The following is a 22,845-nucleotide window of genomic DNA, read 5'->3' on the forward strand; positions in this document are numbered from 1 at the left end:
TCATTTATTTATTGACATGGTATTTGAGAACGATTATCATCTAACCATTCAAACAATAATAGATAATCACTCCAACATTTTCGTGCCTCTCCCCCCACAGAAAGAGGCACTTTTTTTCTCCTGTCATTGCTTTTCGCCTAGCTAATCTCCTAAAAGTTTACACATAACATCCAGTAGACGCTTACAATTTTTTACAAAAAATTAGCATTTTTTTATTTATCTTATTGTCTCATCATAGTATTATTTTGAACCTGTCTAATTATAACATTGGTCAAAATCTGTGATTTTCATTGAGGGTTAACCTGCTAACATAGCAAGTTGACGGTTAATTCCAGATTACAATAATCCAAAATAGGTTAAGAGAACAATCTCATGAATAAAATTTATAAAGTCATTTATAACAAAGCATTGCAACGTTTAGTTGTGGTGTCAGAACTGGGTAAAGGGCAAACGAAATCCTCTACCAGCACAGAAACAGTGGTAAGCCAAGCGGTAAACCGTGAAACTCTAGGCTTTGCAACTTTAACGCGTATAAGCCTCGCTATTGCTATGGCATTAACTGCAGGCAACGCTTTTGCAAATTATACGGTAGGTGGAGCAACGAATAATGGTTCTGACTCTGTTGCAATTGGCGCTGACAATGGCGCAGCCTCTGGTGTTTTAGGTACAGGTCGTACCCAAGGTTCTGTCGCTATCGGTCAACAAGCTACTACAGGGGTAGATGGACAGACAAGTGGTGGACAAGTTGCAGTGGGTAGCACTGTTCATGCAACCGGTGACCAATCCATTGCCATTGGTAATGATACGGATGTAACAGGACATTCATCAATTGGGATTGGTGGGGACGACGTTGATAAAGCCTCCAAAGGGCCTGATGGCGATTGGAATACTAGTGCTGCAGCAGTAAGTTATAAAGCAATCACAGGCTCAGCTTTTAGAACTGACTATCAAAGAACCACTGCATCAGGCAATGCAGCAGTTGCAATTGGTGTGCAGTCAGTAGCAAGCGGGAATTTAGCCACCGCCTTAGGTACTAAAGCCAGAGCAGAAAGTGTGGCGTCTGTGGCATTAGGGGTTGGTGCTACTGCAACTAGAGATGGTGCCATTGCATTAGGTGCAGGTAGTAGAACCGATGCGACTGCAACCAAGGTAACTCAAGCAACTATCCAATCAAGCGATGGTTCAAGTATTACCTATAATGGTTTCTTTGCAGGTGCCCAACAGGTGAGTGCAGGAGATCAAGTTTCGGTAGGTAGTGCTGGCCACGAACGCCAAATTGTCAATGTGGCACCAGGTAGGGTAGAAGCTAATAGTACCGATGCTATCAATGGTAGCCAGCTTTATGTGGTGGCGAAATCATTACAAGAGCAAACTATTAACTATTTCCACACGAATACTGCCAACGCTAGCCAAATTGCAGGTAATGCGGCAACTAACCAAGGTATAGTTGGTAGCAAGGCTGGGGCAACAGGTAACTATGCCGTAACAGCTGGCGTGAATGCTACCTCATCCGCTACCAATGCGGTTGCAATTGGTTATGGCGCACAAGCCTCTACGGCGAACAGTGTTGCTTTGGGTAATAATTCAACAACTGCAAACGCAGTTCCCACCGCTAGCCGAGAAATTAAAGGGACAACTTACAATTTTGCGGGCACAACTCCAACTGGTGTTGTGAGTGTTGGAGCATCGGGTAAAGAACGCCAAATCACCAATGTTGCAGCAGGGCAAATTTCAAATACATCTACCGATGCCATCAATGGTTCACAGCTTTATGCACTGACAGAAGCAATGAACAACCTTAGCACAGGCAGCACAATTCAATATTTCAGCGTGAATTCTACTGTAGCTGGTAATAAAGATAATACTGGGGCAACTGGCACAAATGCTATTGCGATTGGTCCAAATGCAAAAGCCAAAGCGGTTGATGTTGTGGCGATTGGTAATAATGCCGGTGATATTGCCTCTACTAATACAATTGCAGATGAGCAAAGCGTTTATATCGGTTCTGCTGCGGGGCAACTTAGCAACATAGGTACAGACCAGACTAAAAAAGCCAATGTCTATATTGGTCGTAATGCGGGTAAAAGTACAACAGGTGCGTGGAATACAGGTATCGGAACACAAAGCACCCTCTCAAGCACCACAGGTAGTATTAACACAGCCCTTGGACACGCTGCATTAAGTACTGTAACAGGTTCAGAAAATACGGGCTTAGGGGCATATGCAGGCCAACTATCTAATGGCAGTTATAATCTCTCTGTTGGTTCACAAACTGGGCGTAAATCAACGGGTAATTACAACACAGCTGTGGGTTACAACGCAGGCAGTGCGGTACATGGCAGCGACAGCGTAGCAATCGGGACTTATGCCGGTTCAGAGGTAACGGGTAGCAAGAATATCAACATTGGTTACCTTGCTGGTACTGGGGCTACCAGTTTCGTAGATGAAAACGGTACAGGTGTTGGTAAAACCGTATCTAATCCAACATACAGCAGTGCCATTAGCATTGGTGATCGTGCTTTTGCTCATTCCAATAATGCTATTGCAATCGGTACAAGTGCAGCTGCAAGCGATACTGATGCAATTGCAATGGGTAAAGATGCGAATGCAAGCGGTCCAAATTCCCTTGCCATTGGTAACGGTGCAATTGCTAGCGGTGATAAATCAATCTCTATTGGTTATAAAAACCAAGTAACCGGTCTTGGTGCAAGTGTTGTGGGTGATCCAAATATGAATGGCGGAACAAGCTCACATATCCAAGGTAATGATAACTTTATTGCCGAGGATTCAAATGGCATTCTGCTCTTTGGTAATAAAAACGTTGTCGGTGGTTATGAGGTAACTTATGCAGCAGACGGCAGTCTTGAGAATGGCTATGATAGCGGTATAAATGTTAAGAATTCTGCTGCTGTGGGTAGTAACAATAACATTACGCGCAATAACGTATTTATTTTAGGTTCAGGTATCAATACTGATGCCGACGGTAATAGGCTAGGGGGTGGATTCGGTGAGACTATCTCTAATTCTGTTTACCTTGGTGCGGACAGCTCAGGGATAACAGCTAATAGTTACCAGAAAACCAAAGACAGCGATATCAATGGCACAACCAAATCAGCCGGTGCGCAAACTGTAACAAGCGCAACGCTGAATGGCATTACTTACGGCAATTTTGCTGGTGGAAGTAAAACTGCAAATGGTATCGTGACTGTCGGTTATTCTGGTGGTGAACGCCGCATTCAAAACGTGGCAGCAGGTTTAATTGACCCATTATCAACTGATGCCATCAACGGTAGCCAACTTTATGCAACCAATGATGTGTTGGGTAACTTAGGCAATTCTGTTAAAAATGTGTTAGGTGGCAATGCAGTGCTTGCATCAAACGGCTCAATTTCAATGAGCAATATTGGTGGCACAGGTAAAAATACTGTTGATGAAGCCATTAAAGCAGCGAAAACCGAAGTAGCAGCGGGTACCAATATTGCAAATGTTACAAAAACGCCAGGTACAGATGGTCAGGCTATCTACACCGTAAATGCCAAAGGCACAACCGTTTCTGCTGGTTCTGATAAAGTAACAGTGACAAAAGGCACAACAGATGGCAATAATGTAACTGACTATGCGGTTGACTTAAGTGCCAACACTAAAGCCGACATCCAAAAAGGTGTAGATGCGAAAACAGCTATCGAAAGCCAAGGTATCACGTTTGCAGGCGATACTGGCACAAACGTTACCCGTAAACTGGGCGACACATTAAACATTGTTGGCGAACAAACTGATACCACAAAACTATCAAACGGCAATATTGGTGTGGATGCAGATGGCACTAATAAGCTAACAGTGAAATTATCGAAAGAGCTAAGAGGCTTAACTAGCGTACAAGCTGGTGATACCACAATTAATAATGATGGTTTGACTATCACTAATGGCCCAAGTGTAACTAAGAGTGGTATTAATGCAAATAATACTAAGATAACTAATGTTGCAAATGGTACAGCAGATTCAGATGCAGTTAATCTTAGCCAATTAAATGCGACCACTGCAGCAGCGAAAACCACTGTTGTTGGTGCAAAACAAGCGAATGTGACTTCTGCGGTTAAAGATGACGGCCATACAGAATATACCGTTAGTGCAACCAAAACAACGGTTGCTGGCTCTGATGCAGTCTCTGTAACAGGTGGTACAGAAGATGATAATGGTGTATTAGCATACAATGTTGATTTAAGCCAAGCAACTAAAGACAGCTTAACCAAAGCTGATAGTGCATTACAAAGCTGGAAGGCTCAAGTAAATGGCACAGATGCTAAAACTATCGACAAAGACAATAACACATTAAACTTTGTAAATGGTGATAATATCAATATCACTAATGAGGATGGTAGCATCAAAATTGCGACTACTAGCACGCCAAACTTTACCAATGTGACCATTAATAAACCAGCTGACACAAATGATGTGAAAGAAGGTAATACTAATGCAGTTACTGGTGGCGAAGTTTACAATGCAATTAACAACACCCAAGATCAGTTCAAAGGTGATAATGGTGCCATTGTCATTAAACGCAAACCGAGTGAAGTGCTTTCTGTTCTAGGTGGTGCAACTGATGTAACAGAGAATAATATTGGTACAGTAGGTAAGGCAGATGGCAGCATTACAGTGAAATTGGCTAAAACATTATCAGGCTTAACCAGCGCCACTTTTGAAGATGCAGCAGGTAACACCACTGAGATTACCGGTTCTTCAACAACATTGACTGATGCAAATGGCGATAAGCTTGCTGTACACACCGCAGAAGGTTCAACCTATATTGGTGGTGATAATGATGATGTAACGATTGGTAAAAATGGCTTAGACAATGGTAATAACCAAATCACCAACGTTGCAAGTGGCTTGCCAGCAGGCACAGAATTAGCCGACGCAACAGGTAGCACCCTAACCAATGCAGCAAATATTGGTGATCTGAAAAATGCAACAAAAGCATTAGAAGAAAAAGGCTTTAATATTATTGCTGATAATGACGTTTCAGATAAGGTGAAACTGGGTGAAACCGTTAAGTTTACTGATCCAGATGATAATATCATCACCACCATCACAGAAGATAACCAAGTTAACATTAGCTTAAATAGCACGGTGACTATTGGTGATAAAACTGCTCCAAATGCTAAACCAATCACCGTTGATGGTACAAATGGCACAATCAGTGGACTAACAACCAGCTTGCCAGTAACCTACAATATGGATGATATGGTGATTGATCCTGCAACAGGGAAGCCAACTACAACCCCTGCGACTGAGGATCAAGCTACGAAATCACAAGAAGCACCAAGTGCTGAAGAAGCAGCGAAACTTTACAACAACGCAGCTACTGTCGGTGATGTGTTAAATGCAGGTTGGAACTTGCAAGGTAATGGTGAAGCAAAAGACTTTGTGAAACCATACGATACCGTTAACTTTGCTGATGGTAACAATACGAATGCGTTTGTAGATACCACCTTAGATGGTAAACAAAGCACCGTTCGTATTAATGTTACGGGCTTACCAATTAGCTATGTGAATGATGAAGGTGATACCTTAGTTAAGGTTGGTGATAAATACTACAAAGCTAGCGATGTGACTAATGGTGTACCAAATGGAGAAGAACAAACGCCAACAGGTACTAAACTTACAGATAAAGATGGGGCGACAACCACTGCTCAAACTTTAGGTAATGTTACAAGTGGCTTGGGTACGATTTCTGAGGGTAAACCAGTAGATGGATTACTAAACTTAGAAACAGCAACTGGTGTCTCTGATGATACAGCGGCAACTGTTGGCGATCTGCGTAAAATGGGTTGGGCAGTAAGTAGCGATAAGACAACTGGCGACCTTAGTACACCTTATAGCCATACGGTGAACAATGCTCACGAAGTTAAATTTGTTGGTATTAATGCCGCTACGGTATCTGGCAAAACGGATTCTACTGATGAGCTTCACACCATTACCATTGATGTGAATGCCCAAGCCTTGACTAACAGTGCTCAATTGCCAGTGGTTTACACTAAAGCAGATGGCACAAAAGTAGTTAAAGCGAATGATGGTAAGTTCTACAACGCTGATGATGTGAATTCAGATGGTACAGTGAAAGTAGATCCAACAACTAACGCCGCACCAACCGAAGTTGCAGCAGGTGATATCATTACTTCTGTGAATGATGCAAACGGTAGCACCACCACACCTACTACATTAACCAATGTTAAAGGTAGCTTAGCACCAACTTATAATACTGGTGATATGACAATTGGTGCAGACGGTAAACCAACCACAACAGCAGCAACAGAATCAACAAAAGTACAAGCAGCACCTAGCAATGTTGGTGATATTTACAACAATGCAGCTACTGTCGGTGATGTGTTAAATGCTGGTTGGAACTTACAAGGTAATGGTGAAGCAAAAGACTTTGTGAAACCATACGACACCGTAAACTTTGTGGACGGTACGAACACCGTAGCCTCAGTAACTACTGCAGATGATGGCAAAACCAGTGAGATTCGTATCAATGTATCTGGCTTACCGATCAGCTACACCAACGAGGCTGGTGACACGCTAGTTAAAGTAGGCGACAACTTCTACAAAGCCAGCGATGTTGTTGATGGCAAACCAGCAGAGAACGCTGAAGTACAAACACCTGCAGGCACAACATTAGTTGACAACACAGGTGCAGCTACAGCGCAAACATTGGATAACGTAAAATCAGCGATTAATCCTGATGGTTCAAAAACAGGCGATGATTTCACTACTGCGCTGGAAACAGCAGCTAACGATGATCCAAATAAAGCGGTTAACGTAAGCGATCTGAAAAACACTGCTGATGCCCTAATGACTAAAGGTACAAAATACAGCGGTGATGTAGCTGAAGGTAGTGACAACGCGTTTACTCAAGCATTGGGTGAAGAAACTAAAATTGTTGGTGGCGTAACAAATAAAGACGACCTGTCTGATAACAACATTGGTGTTGTATCAAACGGTACTGATACGCTCACAGTTAAACTTGCTAAAGAATTAGCAGGATTGACTTCAGCAACATTTGGCACCGATGCAGCAGACCAAACGATGATCAATAAAGATGGTATCACTATTACGAATAGCAAAGCTGATCCAGCACAAAATGTGTCATTAACTGATGCAGGTCTCAATAATGGTGGTAACAAAATCACTAACGTAGCAAATGGTACAGACGCAACAGATGCCGTGAATGTTAGTCAATTAGATGCAGCGAAAACAGAGCTTGCTAACAAAGGCTTTGATATCACTGCTGATAACATGGGTGCTGGTATTACTGATAAAGATCATGTGAATCTAGGGGAAACCGTGAAATTCACCGATCCTGATGGCAACATTGTAACCACCGTAGAAGATAATCAAATCAAGCTTGGCTTGAAGAAAGATCTGACCATTGGTGACGATGAAAATGCAGGTTCTATTGATGTGAAAGGCAAAGATGGTAAGAATGGCGTTAGCATTAAAGGTGACACTGGTCAAGACGGTAAACCAGGTATCAGTATCGCAGGTAAAGATGGCGCTGATGGCGTAACCTTAACCACCAAAACAGATGGTAAACCGGGTGTTGATGGTACTGATGGAGAAACAAAACCACGTTTAGAAGTTAACGGTGAAGAAGTGGCTACCTTAAATGATGGCTTGAAATTCACAGGTAACCAAGGTGGTGAAATTGCTAAGAAACTGAATGAAACCTTAACGGTGAAAGGCGGTTTAGCTAATGACGCTTCTGCTACCGATGCGAATACTCGTGTTGATGTAGAAAATGGTGCATTAATTGTGAAAATGGCGAGAGAGTTAAGCGATCTCAACACCATCACTTTTGATGCAGCAGATGAAAATGGCAATAAACCAGCTGCAGATAAAACAGTTTCTCTTGGTAAAGATGGCTTAAATAACGGTGGTAACAAAATTACCAACGTGGCTGCAGGCACTGAAGATACTGATGCTGTCAACCTTAGCCAATTGAATGAAGCAACAAAAGCTGCGACCACTAAAGTAGAGGCAGGTGACAATATTGTTGTAACACCAGCTACTAATGCAGATGGAAGCACAACTTATACTGTTGCAACCACTAAAGATCTGAAAGTTGATAGTGTCACTGCTGGCGATACTGTCTTAAATCAAGATGGTGTGAAAGTTGGCGATGATGTGGCGCTCACCAAAGATGGCTTGAAAGTAGGTGATGTAAATATCTCCAAAGGCGGTATTAATGCCGGAGATAAGAAAATCACTGGCGTACAAGACGGTGACGTTTCTGAAAACAGCAAAGATGCAGTGAATGGTAGCCAGTTATATGCGGTACAAAAAGCAGCATCTGATGCGATTACTAACATTTCCAATGCCGACAACGGCGGTGGCTTTGGTTTAACTGATGATAACGGTGACACAGTTCAACAAGATTTAGGTAAACAAATTGCGTTGAAAGGTAAAAACGGTATCACAGTGACTAAAGCAGCTGATGGCTCAAAAGGCTTAGATATTGGCTTAGGTAAAGACCTCAGCGTTGGTGGTAACGGTGAAGACGGCACAATTGGTGTGAAAGGTGCTGATGGTGTCGCAGGTGTAGCTGTTAACGGTAAAGATGGTTCTATCGGTTTAACTGGTCCTAAAGGTGCTGATGGTACATCACCACAAGCAACGGTTAAAGTTGTTAAAGGTGAACCAGGTCTGGACGGTACCACACCAAAAGATCGTCTTGATGTAAATGGTGAACAAGTTGCAACCTTGAACGATGGTATTAAATATGAAGGTGACAAAGGCAAAGCCTCAACTAAGCTGAATAAAACAGCGAAAATTGTTGGTGGCGCAAAAGATGAGCTTTCAGACAATAATATCGGTGTTGTTGCGTCACAAGATGGTGAAAATGCGAAACTCACTGTTAAGCTAGCGAAAAAAGTCAAAGGCTTACAAAGTGTTGAGGTTGCTAATACAACCATCGATGAGAAAGGTGTATCGATTCCTTCTGATGCAGATCCACGTAACTCAGTGAATTTGGGTAGCAACGGATTAAGCAATGGTGGAAATCGTATTACTAACGTTGCACCAGGTATCGCAGATAGTGATGCAGCTACTGTAGGTCAAGTGAAAAATGTAGCTAAACATCTTGCTGGACGTATCGGTAAATTGAAAAAAGATATGGATGGTAATGCCGCAACAGCAGCAGCAATGGCAAGCTTACCACAGGCTTATATTCCTGGTAAGAGCATGGTTGCGATAGCTGGAGGTACACATGGTAACCAACAAGCCATTGCAGTAGGGGTATCGCGTATCTCTGATAATGGTAAAGTTATCATCAAACTCAATGCGGGTAGCAATACCAGAGGTAAAACTTCAGTCGGTGCGGGTGTAGGTTACCAATGGTAATCGCGCACTAGACAAAGTTTTAGCAAGATTCATCTTGATCTAAACTAAACGCGAATAAGAGCTGTAGTGATAAAATCATTACAGCTCTTTTTTATTGCCTAAATAAAATATGGGTTGCGCCACTTCTGTTGATCATTCGTTTTAAAGTGCGGTAGATTTTCAATCAAATTTTGCTATCAATAAAAGGTGAAGCCGTAATATTACCTTTTCATTTGGCTAATATTATCTATAATAATCAAGTTTGTATTAGCTAAATCAGATAGGAAAAACCAATGACAGAGATAAACAACATTCTCGCTGAGCTTAAACGTGGTACGGATCAAATTTTTTCAGAACAGGATTTAATTGAGAAACTTAAAGAAAATCGTCCCTTACGAGTTAAATTAGGGGCCGATCCAACCGCACCAGATATTCACTTAGGGCATACTGTCGTCCTAAATAAATTACGTCAATTCCAGAATTTTGGTCACCATGTGATATTTTTAATTGGTGATTTTACGGCGACAGTCGGCGATCCTTCTGGAAAAAATGCGACTCGCCCTCCTCTCTCTCGTGAAGATGTGCTTCGTAATGCGGAAACGTATAAAGAACAAATATTCAAGATCTTAGATCCTGAAAAAACAGAAATCGTATTCAACTCTGCGTGGTTAGGTGAATTAGGCACGGTGGGAATGATTCGTCTTGCCTCTAATTATACGGTGGCTCGAATGCTAGAACGTGATGACTTTAAAAAACGTTTTAGCAATAATCAACCTATTGCGATTCACGAATTTATTTATCCTTTATTACAAGGTTATGATTCAGTACATTTGAAAGCCGATGTGGAACTCGGTGGAACAGACCAAACCTTTAATTTGCTGATTGGCCGTGAATTGCAAAAATCAGAGGGACAAAAGCCACAAGTAGCCGTTACATTGCCATTGCTAGTGGGGTTAGATGGTGAGAAAAAAATGTCCAAATCCCTTGGTAACTATATTGGTGTAAATGATGCACCGAATGAAATGTTCGGTAAAGTGATGTCCATTTCTGATGAGCTGATGTGGGATTGGTATGATTTGCTTTCATTCCGTCCATTAAATGAGATTGCACAATTCAAACAAGAGGTTGCACAAGGGCGTAATCCGCGTGATGTAAAAGTGTTATTAGCGAAAGAAATTACGGCACGTTTCCATTCTGAAGCCGAGGCAGAAGCTGCCGAACAAGCCTTTATTAACCGATTCCAAAAAGGGGCACTTCCTGATGAAATGCCAGAATTCACGTTTGAAGGCGAAATGGGTTTAGCCAACTTGTTAAAAGAAGCAGGCTTGGTCAGTTCTACTTCTGAAGCAATGCGTATGGTGCAGCAAGGGGGCGTCAAAATTGATGGTGAAAAAGTAGAAAATGCGAAAGCGATAATTTCTTCATCAACCGCTGTATATCAAGTGGGTAAACGTAAATTTGCTCGAGTAACCGTCAAATAATACTTATCTACTGTCACTTTTTTTCTTAATACAAGATGAGCGGTATTGCAAAATACCGCTTTTTTATTAAGCATCTATAAAAATCCACAAAAGTGCGGTACAATTTGATACTTATTTTTATTCTAGTTTACCGCGAGGAAAGAATGCTTAATTTTACCCAGTATATCTCTGATGAAATGGCAATGTGCCAGTTTGGGGCAAAATTGATGCGCATCGCCAGCCAAATGACGGCTGAAAAAGCCATTGTTTTTTATTTAAGCGGTGACCTAGGTGCGGGAAAAACAACCTTAAGCCGTGGAATGATTCAGAGTTTAGGCTATGAGGGTAAGATAAAAAGCCCAACCTATACCTTAGTGGAGGAATATCATTTAGCTGAGCAATCAATCTATCATTTTGATTTATATCGTTTAAGTGATCCTGAAGAATTGGAATTTATGGGGATTCGAGATTATTTCAATCCACACAGTATTTGCCTTATTGAATGGGCAGAAAAAGGGCAAGGTTTGTTGCCTGAACCTGATTTAATTATTCAAATTGATTATGCTGATGACGCACGAAATCTCACCTTGCAAGTAAGAAGCAAGCAAGGTCAGCAGATTGTTCAACAACTCATCGCATCACAAATTGATAACTCAATAACCTAAGCTATTTTGTGACGTTTTATAATGAGAAACCTTTACCAATTTATTTATCTTTTTTTCTTATGTAGCGCATTTGCCGCTTCAAACGCTTTCGCCAATATTTGGACGATCGCCATTGACCCAGGACACGGCGGAAAAGATCCCGGTGCGATTAGCCGTACACAACATATCTATGAAAAAAATGTGACCCTTTCTATTGCAAAAGAATTAAAAGCGCTGCTAGATAATGATCCTAATTTTCGTGCAGTACTAACCCGTAAAGGGGATTATTATATCTCTGTGCCTGATCGTTCAGAAATTGCGCGTAGATATAAAGCCAATTATCTCGTTTCCATTCACGCCGACTCTTCCGTTTCTCCTGATTTACGCGGGGCGTCTGTGTGGGTACTCTCTAATCGCCGTGCGAACAGCGAAATGGGGCAATGGCTAGAAGACCACGAAAAACGTTCTGAGCTATTAGGCGGCGCCGGTTCAGTATTAGCATCACATAAAGAGAAATATTTAGATCAAACGGTACTTGATTTGCAATTTGGTCATAGCCAACGTGTGGGTTATGAGCTTGGTTCGATTGTGTTACGCCGCTTTGCCAACATCACCACCTTAAGCCGTAGCACGCCACAGCACGCCAGCCTTGGGGTGTTGCGTTCCCCTGATATTCCATCTATTTTGGTGGAAACGGGTTTTTTATCCAATCCTGATGAAGAGAAAAAGCTCAACTCTCTCGCTTATCGTAAAAAATTAGCAAGGGTGATTTATGAAAGTTTAGTGGATTTCCGCCGCCGTAATGTAAAAAGTGAGATTAATGTAGCCAAAACTCCTGCCATCAATACCGAAAATGAAAGTGCGGTGAGAAATTCGCAACAAAAATCCTCTTTAAACAAAGCATTACCGAAAGACAGTGGTATTCGCCATAACGTAAAAAATGGTGAAAGCCTTGGTGGATTGGCAGCTAAATATGATGTAAAAATGAGCGATATTATCGCCTTAAATAAGCTCAAACGCCGTGAATTATGGATTGGTGAAACCATTAAAATTCCTGACAATGGCAAAAATACTAAAACGCTAGCCAATAAATCTGAGCAGAAAAACAGTAAAACAACAAGCAAAACAGAAAACAAAAAAGCAGATAATAAAAAGACAGATAAGTCAAAAACCGATAATAAAAAAGCGGATAACACGGTAAGCAAAAACACAAAAACCGAGAATAACGGAAAAGACAAAACAACGCCGAAATTCCATACAGTGAAAAAAGATCAAACCCTGTATGCGATTTCGCGTGAATATCATATTCCTGTGCCAACACTGTTAAAACTCAATCCCAAATTGAAAAACGGTAACGTTCAAACAGGGCAAAAAATTCAGCTACGTTAGGACTGTTGATCATAGGAATGCCAATGCCAATCCAAATTCTACCACCGCAACTTGCTAACCAAATCGCTGCTGGCGAGGTGGTGGAACGCCCTGCGTCTGTGGTGAAAGAATTAGTGGAAAACAGCCTTGATGCGGGTGCAAACAAAATTCAAGTGGATATTGAAAATGGTGGTGCAAGCCTGATCCGTATTCGTGATAATGGTACAGGCATTCCTAAAGACGAACTTTCCCTTGCCCTTGCACGCCACGCCACCAGCAAAATTGCTAGCATTGAAGATTTAGAAGCCATTCTAAGTTTAGGCTTTCGTGGTGAGGCACTGGCAAGTATTAGCTCCGTTTCACGCCTTACCCTCACCTCTCGCACGGAAAGCCAAAAAGAAGCGTGGCAGGTTTATGCTCAAGGGCGTGAAATGGAAACCATTATTCAACCTGCATCTCACCCTGTTGGCACGACCGTTGAAGTGGCTAATTTATTTTTTAATACGCCTGCGAGACGTAAATTTTTACGCACCGATAAAACAGAGTTTTCTCATATTGATGAAGTGATTCGCCGTATTGCTTTGGCAAAACCCCATATTGCGTTCACACTCACGCATAATGGCAAAATCGTGCGTCAATACAAAAGTGCGGTGGATTTTTCGCAAAAATTAAAGCGTATTGCTGCCATTTGTGGCGATACCTTTATTAGGCACGCTTTGCATATTGATTGGAAGCACGATGATTTGCACCTTTCTGGTTGGGTGGCTGAACCGCATTTTAAGCGTTCGCAAAACGATCTCACTTATTGCTATGTGAATGGCAGAATGGTGCGTGATAAAGTGATCACTCACGCCATTCGTCAGGCCTATGCAGATTATTTAGGTTCAGAAGAATACCCTGCTTATATTCTGTTTATTGATCTCAATCCAAACGAGGTGGATGTGAATGTACACCCGACCAAGCACGAAGTGCGTTTCCAGCAAGCGCGTTTGGTGCACGATTTTATTTATCAGGGTGTACAAAATGCTTTACAAACAAGCGTTGAATTAGGGCGTAATGAGACTGCGACAGTACAAAGCCTAACCTCACAAGTGGCAAATGAGCCATTCCAAACGCCATTGCAAGTGCAAGAACCGCAAGGCTTATGGCAACCTAATCAGGGTTCGGCAAACCGTGCGGCGGCAGGACGCAATATTTTTCAACCAATGTCTGATTATGCTGAACGGAATGAGCGGAATACGGTGGGGAAAAGCACGGCTGAAAAAAATATACCAAAAGAAAGTGCGGTAGAAAAATCAGCAAAATTTACACCGCACGTTGCATATTACACCAAAACGTCTTCTATCTCAAAAACGGCACGTCAGACCTATGGTGAATTACTGCAAACCACACAAACAGCCATCGCGAGCAATATTCAATCGGTGCCTGAAATGCCGTTTGAACAATCTAGCCATATACTACGCACGTTGGCATTAGTCGAACATAAGGCATTGTTATTACAACAAGATCAGCAATTTTATTTGTTACCAATGAAAAGATTGCAACAAACGCATATTCAATTAAGCTTGCAACAAAATAATGTGCCGCAACAAGCCTTGCTGATCCCCATAATGTTTCGTTTGAATAATGACCAGCAAGCCCATTGGAAGCAACAAAAAATCTTCTTTGCACAAGCAGGTTTTGATTTTAATGAAAATCTTGTGCAACATCGCATTAGTTTAAGCAAAGTGCCAAGCTGTTTGCGTCAACAAAATTTACAGCAATGTGTGGGCAATCTGTTAAATCAAAACATAGACAATTTCACACAGTTTTTAACCGCACTTTGCCACCAACTGGATTATGCTGAGATTGATATTTTCAGTGATGCGGTAAATTTGCTCAGTGAAACCGAAAAGCTGGCGCAGCAACAGGCAGAATTTGATTTATCGCCGTTATTTATCGCCATTGATTGGCAAACTTATTTAGCGCAGGAGCAATAATGTCAGCCAAACCTCGTGCAATTTTCTTAATGGGGCCGACGGCTTCAGGTAAAACAGACTTAGCAATTAGATTATGCCAACATTTGCCTGTGGAAGTGATCAGCGTGGATTCTGCCTTAATTTATCGTGGAATGGATATTGGCACGGCAAAACCCAATGCGGAAGAACTGGCGCTCGCGCCACACCGTTTGATTGATATTAAATATCCCAGTGAAAGTTATTCTGCCGCAAACTTTCGTCAAGATGCTTTGCGTGAAATGGCGGACATTACGGCGCAAGGTAAAATTCCTTTGTTAGTAGGAGGCACAATGCTCTATTACAAAGCCTTGCTTGAAGGGCTTTCACCATTGCCTTCAGCAGATGAAAGTTTGCGTCAAGAAATTGAGCAAAAAGCCGCGCAAATTGGTTGGAATGGCTTGCACCAAGAGCTGGCAAAAATCGATCCGGTTTCTGCACAACGCATTAATCCTAACGATAGCCAAAGGATCAACCGTGCGTTAGAAGTGTTTTATCTCACGGGCAAATCGCTCACTGAGTTAACCGCACAAAAAGGCGAAGCGCTTCCTTATGAGATCACGCAATTTGCTATTGCTCCACAAGATCGTCAAGTGTTACACCAACGCATTGAACAGCGTTTCCATAAAATGATCGAACAAGGTTTTCAGCAAGAAGTGGAAAAACTCTATCAGCGCGCTGATTTACACGCCAACTTACCTTCTATTCGCTGTGTGGGCTATCGTCAGATGTGGGAATATTTGCAAGGCGATTATAATCACGATGAAATGATCTTCCGTGGGATTTGTGCTACACGGCAGCTAGCCAAACGGCAAATAACTTGGCTACGCGGTTGGAAATTCGCCCTCACTTGGCTAGATAGCTTAGCCACTGAAAAATCTTTCGCACAAATGATGCAAACGTTGAAATAATTAGTACACAGTGATGACATTAAGAAAGATTATTGCTATATTGAAAAGCGGAGACGATTTTTGTTCTCATAAAACCCTATAACTAATATAAGAAGGAAAATAACTATGGCAAAAGGACAATCATTACAAGATCCTTACTTAAACGCATTACGTCGTGAGCGTATTCCAGTTTCAATTTATCTCGTCAATGGGATTAAATTACAAGGACAAATTGAATCCTTCGATCAATTTGTTATTTTATTAAAAAATACTGTTAATCAAATGGTTTATAAACACGCAATTTCCACAGTTGTACCCGCGCGAGCTATTTCTCACCATAACAACCAATCCCACCAACAACAGCAACCAACAACACAAGAATCGACAATGGAAGCACCGACAGAAACACAAGCTGAATAATTTTGGGTAATTCAACCGTTCCAAATATAGCAGGGAAAAGTGCGGTAGAAAATTTAGAGGAAATTTCCACCGCACTTTCACCTTTTTACTCCTCTTCTTCATCACAAGATATGCCAGCAGATCGTGGCATTATTGTGCAAGCCTTTTTTTCTGCGGATAAAAATCTGGACGATTTAGCTGAATTCCAGCTTTTAGCTGAATCTGCCCAAGTAGAGGTTGCCACCATTATCACCACCAGCCGTGCTACACCACAAGCGAAGTATTTTATCGGGTTGGGTAAAGCAGAAGAAATTGCCCAAGCGGTAAAAGATCACAATGCCAATGTGATTTTGGTGAATCATTGCCTTACACCTGCGCAAACGCGAAATTTAGAGCATCTTTGTGAATGTCGCGTAGTCGATCGCACGGGGCTGATTTTAGATATTTTCGCCCAGCGTGCACGCTCTCACGAAGGGAAGTTGCAAGTCGAGTTGGCTCAATTAAAACACCTTGCGACCCGTTTAGTGCGGCGTAAAACAGGCTTAGATCAGCAAAAAGGTGCGGTAGGCTTGCGTGGACCAGGGGAAACCCAGCTGGAAAGCGATCGCCGTTTGATCAAAGTTCGCATTGCTCAGTTACAAAATCGCTTGAATAAAGTGGAAAAGCAACGCAATCAAAATCGCCAAACCAGAAAGAAAGCGGATATTCCGACTATTTCCTTAGTGGGCTATACCAATGCGGGCAAATCAACGCTGTTTAATTTGCTCACCAATGCAGAGGTTTATGCTGCGGATCAGCTTTTCGCCACCCTTGACCCTACCCTACGCCGTTTAAGCATTCCCGATATTGGCACTACGATTTTAGCAGACACCGTCGGCTTTATTCGTGATCTGCCACACGATTTAGTTTCTGCTTTTAAATCCACGCTGCAAGAAACCACGGAAGCCAGTTTGTTATTGCACGTTGTGGACTGTGCCGATGCTCGAAAAGAGGAAAATATCCACGCGGTGAATGAAGTTTTACAAGAAATCAACGCTAACCAAGTGCCTACTTTGCTGGTTTATAACAAAATTGACCAAGTGGAAAACCTTGCACCACATATTCAATATGATGAGCAAAATCGCCCTGTGGCAGTGTATATTTCCGCTCATTTGCAACAAGGTATTGCCCTATTATTCGATGCTATTCGGCAAAAATTGAGCAAAAGCATTGCGCAATTACAGCTTTGTTTACCGCCACAAGCGGGTAAAATTCGCCATTGGCTGTATGAAATGGATTGTATCCGTGAGGAAAACATCAGTGATCAAGGGGAATTTTTACTGAAGATAAATATTGAGCAAAGTGAATGGCAAAAATTATTGAAAAAACAACCGCACTTAATAGATTATTTAGGTAAATAAAGAACGTTTTTCCTTTGTTTGATCGCTATTTCCCGATACCATATTGTTTTAATTTATTCGCAATCGCTGTATGCGAAACGCCTAGTCTTGAAGCAAGCTTTCTGGTGCTAGGATATTCTTCATAAAATTTCTGCAGCACCATCGCCTCAAAATTATTCATCATTTCATCAAGGGTTTGATTACCAAATTGTTCAATACTTGGCAAACAGATTTGTTGTTGCTCCAAGCCTAAATCGGCAATCGTAAGCTGATTATTTTCGGACAATGAGCAGGCTCGATATAATGCGTTATATAATTCTCGCACATTGCCTCCCCAAGTATAATGAGTGAGATAATTCAATAAAGTCTCATCAAGGTGTGGAACCAAAATGCCTAATTCTTGGCTAATTTGATGAATAAAAATCTCACTAAGCACAGGTATATCTTCTTGGCGCTCACGTAGTGGAGGAATATTTAAGCTAAGCACATTCAAACGATGAAATAAGTCTTCACGCATTTTGCCTTTTTCCACATAATGGCTAAGGGGAACTTGCGAGGTGCAAATCACTCTCACATCGGCATAATGCTCTTTTTCTTCCCCCACACGGCGAAATGTCCCATCGTTAAGAAAACGCAATAATTTTGCTTGCAGGATCAAAGGTAACTCTGCGACACTGTCTAGTAGTACCGTACCACCGTTGGCGTACTCAAAAAAGCCTTGGCTTTCCGCTTGAGAATTAGCCCGTCCAAACATTTCACTTTCTGCATCTTCACTAGGTAAACCCGCACAATTTACGGCAATAAATTTATTTTCCCCTCGCGGGCTATAAAAATGGCAGGCTTTTGCAATAAGATCCTTGCCTGTTCCCGTTTCACCTTGAATGAGCAAAGGAGCGTCTAGCAAAGCAAATTTTTTGGCTTTTTCCACCATAGCTTTCATTTTATGGCTTCGCATAACCATCTGTGAAAAAAGATCTTTCTCTGCTGACATCACTCCTCCCGACTTGAACTTACTAGTGAAGCTTGCCCATCATTGTAAACTTTTTAGTAAAAATGGAAACAAAAATTTACAACTTTAGGTAAAAATTAATTACTTTGCTTTTTACCCGACAATAATAACGCTTTTAAATTAGATAAAACTTCTGTCTGAATATGTTTTAGACGTGGACGTTCTTCTTGTTTAAAAGCAAGTGGTCGGCAAAACTCCATCGCTTTAATACCAAGTCTTGCGGTGAGTATCCCTACGCCAATTCCTTGTGCAATACGAGCGGAAAATTTTGCTGTCACATCTTGCGAAAGCCAATCCATTCCAAACTCTTGTATTAGTTCTGTTGCCCCAGCAAAAGCCATATTTAACAATACCATTCGTAATAAACGCAAACGACTAAAATACCCCAATTCAATATGATAGAGTTTAGCTAATTGATTAATTAAGCGAATATTTCGCCAGGCTATAAAGAACATATCTATCACAGCTAGCGGACTAATTGCGACAATTGCTGCAGATTCAATCGCATTTTTGCTAATCAGCTTTTGTGCCTGCTTATCAATTGGCTTCAGTACAATTTGACTGAATAAATAAGCCGTTTCATTGGCAGAATACCCTTCATTTGTTTGTTTTTGCCATTGAATAACTTCCGGTGACTGTGGTGAAATATCCATTGTCTTAATAATATCTTGACATAGCTGTTGCACAGTTTGACTTTCTTGTGGAGAAAAACCTTGCAGAAGATCAGCCTGACTTTGATTAAGCAAAGATTGGCTTTTTTCTTGTAGAAGCATACGTTTTTTCAATTTCACCAGTTTACGCCATTCATTAATAATCGCACTAAGCCCTAATATCACTAATGAACTACCGGCAAGCGCAAAAGAAAAATAAATCCATTGCTGATTTTGCCACGTATCCACTAACCATTGCACTGATTGAGCAATCACTGCGCTGCCAAAAAAGATGACTGAACCAATAAGCCATTTTCTCCACCAACGGGGTTGAGGTTTTATCGCTTGCTCAAATTGAGGGCTGAGTTCACCCAGTTTATCTTCCTCATCAGGCGCTATCACTACATTTTCTTGTGAAAAAGTCTGCTTAGGTGCAAACGCTTGTTGTTCTTGCTCTTCAAGTGGGGGATGAAAAATTTGTTTTTCCATTAGTTATATGTCTCCATTGCATTCAATCTAGCTTATCTGCTAGCAAGAATTGTAACACTGCATCCATCCTTAAATGAGGGATTAGACCGTCTTGTTCAAGGGGCTGTGGTTCAAATTGGTCAAATTCAAAACGCTGTGTTTGCCAAAATGGGGCATTTGGCAAACGGCTCGGCACTTCACCTGGGTATAGGGTAATTTTTTGCTGATCCTTTTGCCTGATTCCTTGGATTGCGGAATACAGTTTTCCATTTTGATTTACCGTCACTTGCTGAGTTGCACGAATTGCGGCAATAACACTATATGCAGTTTCAATCCCTTCGTATTCCACATAACGCCCCCCTTCCTGCACTAACTGACGTAATAGGCTAGCAAGATTATGACGTTGCTCTTTAGTGATATGATCTGCTTTTGTTGCAAGGAACATTAATTTATCAATTTGGGGAGAAAATATTCGGTTAAGAAAGGTTCGCTTTCCATAGTGAAAACTTTGAAATAGTTGTTGCAATCCCTCTTGCATATCTAAAAATGCCTGTTGGCTATGATTGAGAGGTGTCAGACAGTCAGCAAGAATCACTTGTCGATCAAAGGTAGAAAAATAATCTCGATAAAAACCTTTTACAATATGTTGGCAGTAATAATCATAACGCTTTGCCAAAACAGCAAAATAGCTACTTCCAGAAGCCTTTTTTAACAAGTTCCATTGCTCTGAATTAAGGTGCACTAAGGGGAAAAACTGCACTGCTGGTGACCCTTCCAACTCACCTGGTAAAACAAACCGTCCCGGCTGGATAAAATGCAAGCCTTTCTCTTTACAAGCCAGTAAGAATTGCGTGTAATCTTTGGCAAGCTGTGCCAAAACCTCCTCATCAGCCTTAGCCAATAAATCAATTTGCGCTAATTTAGTCATCCATTGGCGTGCTAATTCAAGACGTTGTCCCTGCATAAATTCACGCTGCTGCTCACTCCATTGCTGAAAATTTAACTCAAGCAAAGGCAAGTCTAAAAGCCATTCACCTGGATAATCAAAAATATCAAGATACAATGTACTCGTTTCTTTTAAATGCCGTAATAACCCAGTTTGCTGATAACGGATTGCCAAGCGTGTTTCGCTTACACCACGAGTAGAATTTGGCCAATGAGGTGGGTCATCAGCTAAACATTTTAAATTATTTTCATATTCAAAACGTGGGATATGCATTAGTCGCTGCTCAATACGCTTCACCGCTAAAATGCGTTTCTCTCGCGCGGCATTAAACAATGGTAAATGCGTATTATCAACCATATTAATATGTAAAAGCTGATTTACAAGACTTGTGATAAATGCCGTCTTTCCACTGCGACTTAATCCCGTTACCGCTAAACGCAAAGTGCGATCAAACCCACGATCAATTAAATTATCTAGCTCTTTTTGAATATAATTAAACATTTTATTTCTCTATTTCAGTAATATACTTTAAAATTTACCCATAATTTATCACAAATATGCCTATTATGTTGACAAGAAAAATCATTACGCACGGTATTTCAATACTTGTGGGCTTAATAAGTTTATCTAGCCACGCGGCGCCAAGAATCCCCGATATACTCACTGAAAACGGATTAATTTATTGTACGCAAGCAAATGGTTTATCATTTAACCCACAAACCAGTGATGCTGGAACAAGTATGAATGTGGTTACCGAGCAAATTTACAATAAATTATTTGAAATTAAGAATAACAGTGCGAATGTTGAGCCAGTTCTTGCTAGAAATTATAGTTTATCCGATGATGGTAAGACGATTACTATCAATTTACGTAAGGGAGTTAAGTTTCATCAGACAGATTGGTTCACACCAACACGTGATTTTAATGCAGAAGATGTGGTCTTTTCGCTGAATCGAGTGCTAGGCCATAATACCGCGTTACCAAACTTAGAAACGGCTATGGATTATACAAATCCTCAATACCGCATTTTCCATGAACAGGCTCGTAAAGTGCGCTTTCCTTATTTTGAAAGCATTAAATTACGTGAAAAAATCCAATCAGTCATTGCTACAGCACCTGACCAAGTGCAAATTCATCTTTATCAACCCGATGCCTCTATTATCTCGCATCTAGCTAGCCAATACGCAATTATATTTTCTCAGGAATATGCTTTACAACTTAATGCAGATGACAACCTTTCTCAATTAGATACGTTACCTGTCGGGACAGGCCCTTATAAACTCAAAAATTTTATTCATAACCAATATGTTCGTTTAGTCCGAAATGACGATTATTGGCGTAAAAAAGGCAAAATTGAGCATGTCATTATTGATCTTTCTACCGATAGAACTGGACGTTTGATTAAATTTTTAAATGGTGAATGTCAAATTACCTCTAGCCCAGATGTAAGACAACTAGGAATTTTAAAACAATTTAATGAGCGCTATTATTTGAAATCAACAGAAGGCGTAAATTTATCTTATTTAGCGTTTAATTTTCTTAAACCGACAATGAATAATTTATACCTTCGCCGAGCTATTTCTCAAGGAATTGATCGCAGAAAAATTATTCATCGTATCTATCATAATACAGCAAGTGTAGCAAATAATATCATTCCTAATATTTCTTGGGCGGCAACGGTGAACACACCTGATTTTGCTTATGATTACAATCCACAAGCTGCCAAAGCTTTTTTACAAGATAAACATCTTAAATTAATAATGTGGGTGCTAAATGAGGAACAAGTCTATAATCCTTCTCCAATCAAAATGGCTGAGTTAATTAAGCAGGATCTTGCTAAAGTAGGCGTTGAGGTGTCCATTCGTCCTGTTACGCGCACTTACTTGATTGAACAGCTTAAGAATGGCTCAGAAGATTATGACCTAATTCTCACAGGCTGGCTCGCGGGGAACTTAGATCCTGATAGTTTTATGCGCCCAATTTTAAGTTGTGGCACGCTCAATGACATTACCAATTTATCGAATTGGTGTTATCAACCGTTTGAGCAAGCAATGAATAGTGCATTAAATACCTCTACTTTACGAAATCGACGTTATTATTATAATATTGCACAAGAAATTATTTTATCGGAGTTACCCATTATCCCCGTTGCGAATGTGAAGCGAATGCTAATCGCAAATTCTCGCGTTAAGGGATTAGAGCTTGCACCTTTTGGTAGTATTAACTTCGCTACGTTATCCTATCAATGAGGAAAAGAAGA

Annotated in this window: 12 protein-coding genes; 9 read left to right on the plus strand and 3 right to left on the minus strand. The window is 41.0% G+C overall.

Annotation, left to right across the window (positions count from 1 at the left end):
* Positions 1-372: 372 nt before the first annotated feature.
* The 8 genes from L5B71_RS04915 to hflX all read left to right on the plus strand — a co-directional run bounded on the left by L5B71_RS04915 (position 373) and on the right by hflX (position 17,533).
* Complete coding sequence (locus L5B71_RS04915) at positions 373-9,399, plus strand: YadA-like family protein (protein WP_265757262.1); 9,027 nt, start codon at positions 373-375, stop codon at positions 9,397-9,399.
* Positions 9,400-9,671: 272 nt separating this feature from the next.
* Positions 9,672-10,859 (plus strand): tyrosine--tRNA ligase, encoded by a 1,188-nt coding sequence (tyrS, locus tag L5B71_RS04920; protein WP_265757263.1) that lies wholly within the window; start codon positions 9,672-9,674, stop codon positions 10,857-10,859.
* Positions 10,860-11,002: 143 nt separating this feature from the next.
* Positions 11,003-11,503 carry a tRNA (adenosine(37)-N6)-threonylcarbamoyltransferase complex ATPase subunit type 1 TsaE gene (gene tsaE, locus L5B71_RS04925; protein WP_265757264.1) on the plus strand — a complete coding sequence of 167 codons (501 nt, stop codon included), beginning with the start codon at positions 11,003-11,005 and terminating at the stop codon, positions 11,501-11,503.
* Between the two features lie 21 nt (positions 11,504-11,524).
* On the plus strand, positions 11,525-12,871 hold the full coding sequence (locus L5B71_RS04930) for an N-acetylmuramoyl-L-alanine amidase (RefSeq protein WP_265757265.1): 1,347 nt from the start codon (positions 11,525-11,527) through the stop codon (positions 12,869-12,871).
* A 23-nt stretch (positions 12,872-12,894) separates the two neighbouring features.
* Positions 12,895-14,829, plus strand: a complete 1,935-nt coding sequence (gene mutL / locus L5B71_RS04935) for a DNA mismatch repair endonuclease MutL (RefSeq protein WP_265757266.1) — start codon at positions 12,895-12,897, stop codon at positions 14,827-14,829.
* Positions 14,829-15,755 (plus strand): tRNA (adenosine(37)-N6)-dimethylallyltransferase MiaA, encoded by a 927-nt coding sequence (gene miaA, locus L5B71_RS04940; RefSeq protein WP_265757267.1) that lies wholly within the window; start codon positions 14,829-14,831, stop codon positions 15,753-15,755. The genes mutL and miaA overlap by 1 nt, the downstream gene beginning before the upstream one ends.
* Before the next feature lie 105 nt (positions 15,756-15,860).
* Positions 15,861-16,154 carry an RNA chaperone Hfq gene (hfq, locus tag L5B71_RS04945; RefSeq protein ID WP_265757268.1) on the plus strand — a complete coding sequence of 98 codons (294 nt, stop codon included), beginning with the start codon at positions 15,861-15,863 and terminating at the stop codon, positions 16,152-16,154.
* Between the two features lie 2 nt (positions 16,155-16,156).
* Entirely contained in the window at positions 16,157-17,533 is a 1,377-nt protein-coding gene (gene hflX, locus L5B71_RS04950) for a ribosome rescue GTPase HflX (protein ID WP_265757269.1), read from the plus strand.
* A 25-nt stretch (positions 17,534-17,558) separates the two neighbouring features.
* On the opposite strand, the gene L5B71_RS04955 is transcribed toward hflX, so the two are convergent.
* The 3 genes from L5B71_RS04955 to L5B71_RS04965 all read right to left on the minus strand — a co-directional run bounded on the left by L5B71_RS04955 (position 17,559) and on the right by L5B71_RS04965 (position 21,086).
* Positions 17,559-18,503 (minus strand): sigma 54-interacting transcriptional regulator, encoded by a 945-nt coding sequence (locus L5B71_RS04955; RefSeq protein WP_265757270.1) that lies wholly within the window; start codon positions 18,501-18,503, stop codon positions 17,559-17,561.
* 95 nt (positions 18,504-18,598) lie between these two features.
* Positions 18,599-19,660 (minus strand): TIGR01620 family protein, encoded by a 1,062-nt coding sequence (locus L5B71_RS04960; RefSeq protein WP_265757271.1) that lies wholly within the window; start codon positions 19,658-19,660, stop codon positions 18,599-18,601.
* A gap of 22 nt (positions 19,661-19,682) precedes the next feature.
* The gene (locus L5B71_RS04965; RefSeq protein WP_265757272.1) at positions 19,683-21,086 is read right to left on the minus strand and encodes a YcjX family protein; all 1,404 of its coding nucleotides are present in this window, start codon (positions 21,084-21,086) and stop codon (positions 19,683-19,685) included.
* Between the two features lie 65 nt (positions 21,087-21,151).
* On the opposite strand from L5B71_RS04965, the gene L5B71_RS04970 reads away from it, so the two are divergent.
* Entirely contained in the window at positions 21,152-22,834 is a 1,683-nt protein-coding gene (locus tag L5B71_RS04970) for an ABC transporter substrate-binding protein (protein ID WP_265757273.1), read from the plus strand.
* The last annotated feature ends 11 nt before the right edge of the window (positions 22,835-22,845 follow it).

Source organism: Avibacterium sp. 21-586 (genome assembly GCF_026226775.1).
Lineage (GTDB): Bacteria > Pseudomonadota > Gammaproteobacteria > Enterobacterales > Pasteurellaceae > Avibacterium.

Excerpts from the sequence above, each read along its gene's own strand:
- L5B71_RS04930 (WP_265757265.1), top strand. The coding sequence starts at position 11,525 with ATGAGAAACCTTTACCAATTTATTTATCTTTTTTTCTTATGTAGCGCA.
- L5B71_RS04965 (WP_265757272.1), bottom strand. The coding sequence starts at position 21,086 with ATGTTTAATTATATTCAAAAAGAGCTAGATAATTTAATTGATCGTGGG.
- hfq (WP_265757268.1), top strand. The coding sequence starts at position 15,861 with ATGGCAAAAGGACAATCATTACAAGATCCTTACTTAAACGCATTACGT.
- L5B71_RS04960 (WP_265757271.1), bottom strand. The coding sequence starts at position 19,660 with ATGGAAAAACAAATTTTTCATCCCCCACTTGAAGAGCAAGAACAACAA.
- miaA (WP_265757267.1), top strand. The coding sequence starts at position 14,829 with ATGTCAGCCAAACCTCGTGCAATTTTCTTAATGGGGCCGACGGCTTCA.
- L5B71_RS04955 (WP_265757270.1), bottom strand. The coding sequence starts at position 18,503 with ATGTCAGCAGAGAAAGATCTTTTTTCACAGATGGTTATGCGAAGCCAT.
- tsaE (WP_265757264.1), top strand. The coding sequence starts at position 11,003 with ATGCTTAATTTTACCCAGTATATCTCTGATGAAATGGCAATGTGCCAG.
- L5B71_RS04915 (WP_265757262.1), top strand. The coding sequence starts at position 373 with ATGAATAAAATTTATAAAGTCATTTATAACAAAGCATTGCAACGTTTA.
- L5B71_RS04970 (WP_265757273.1), top strand. The coding sequence starts at position 21,152 with ATGTTGACAAGAAAAATCATTACGCACGGTATTTCAATACTTGTGGGC.
- mutL (WP_265757266.1), top strand. The coding sequence starts at position 12,895 with ATGCCAATCCAAATTCTACCACCGCAACTTGCTAACCAAATCGCTGCT.
- tyrS (WP_265757263.1), top strand. The coding sequence starts at position 9,672 with ATGACAGAGATAAACAACATTCTCGCTGAGCTTAAACGTGGTACGGAT.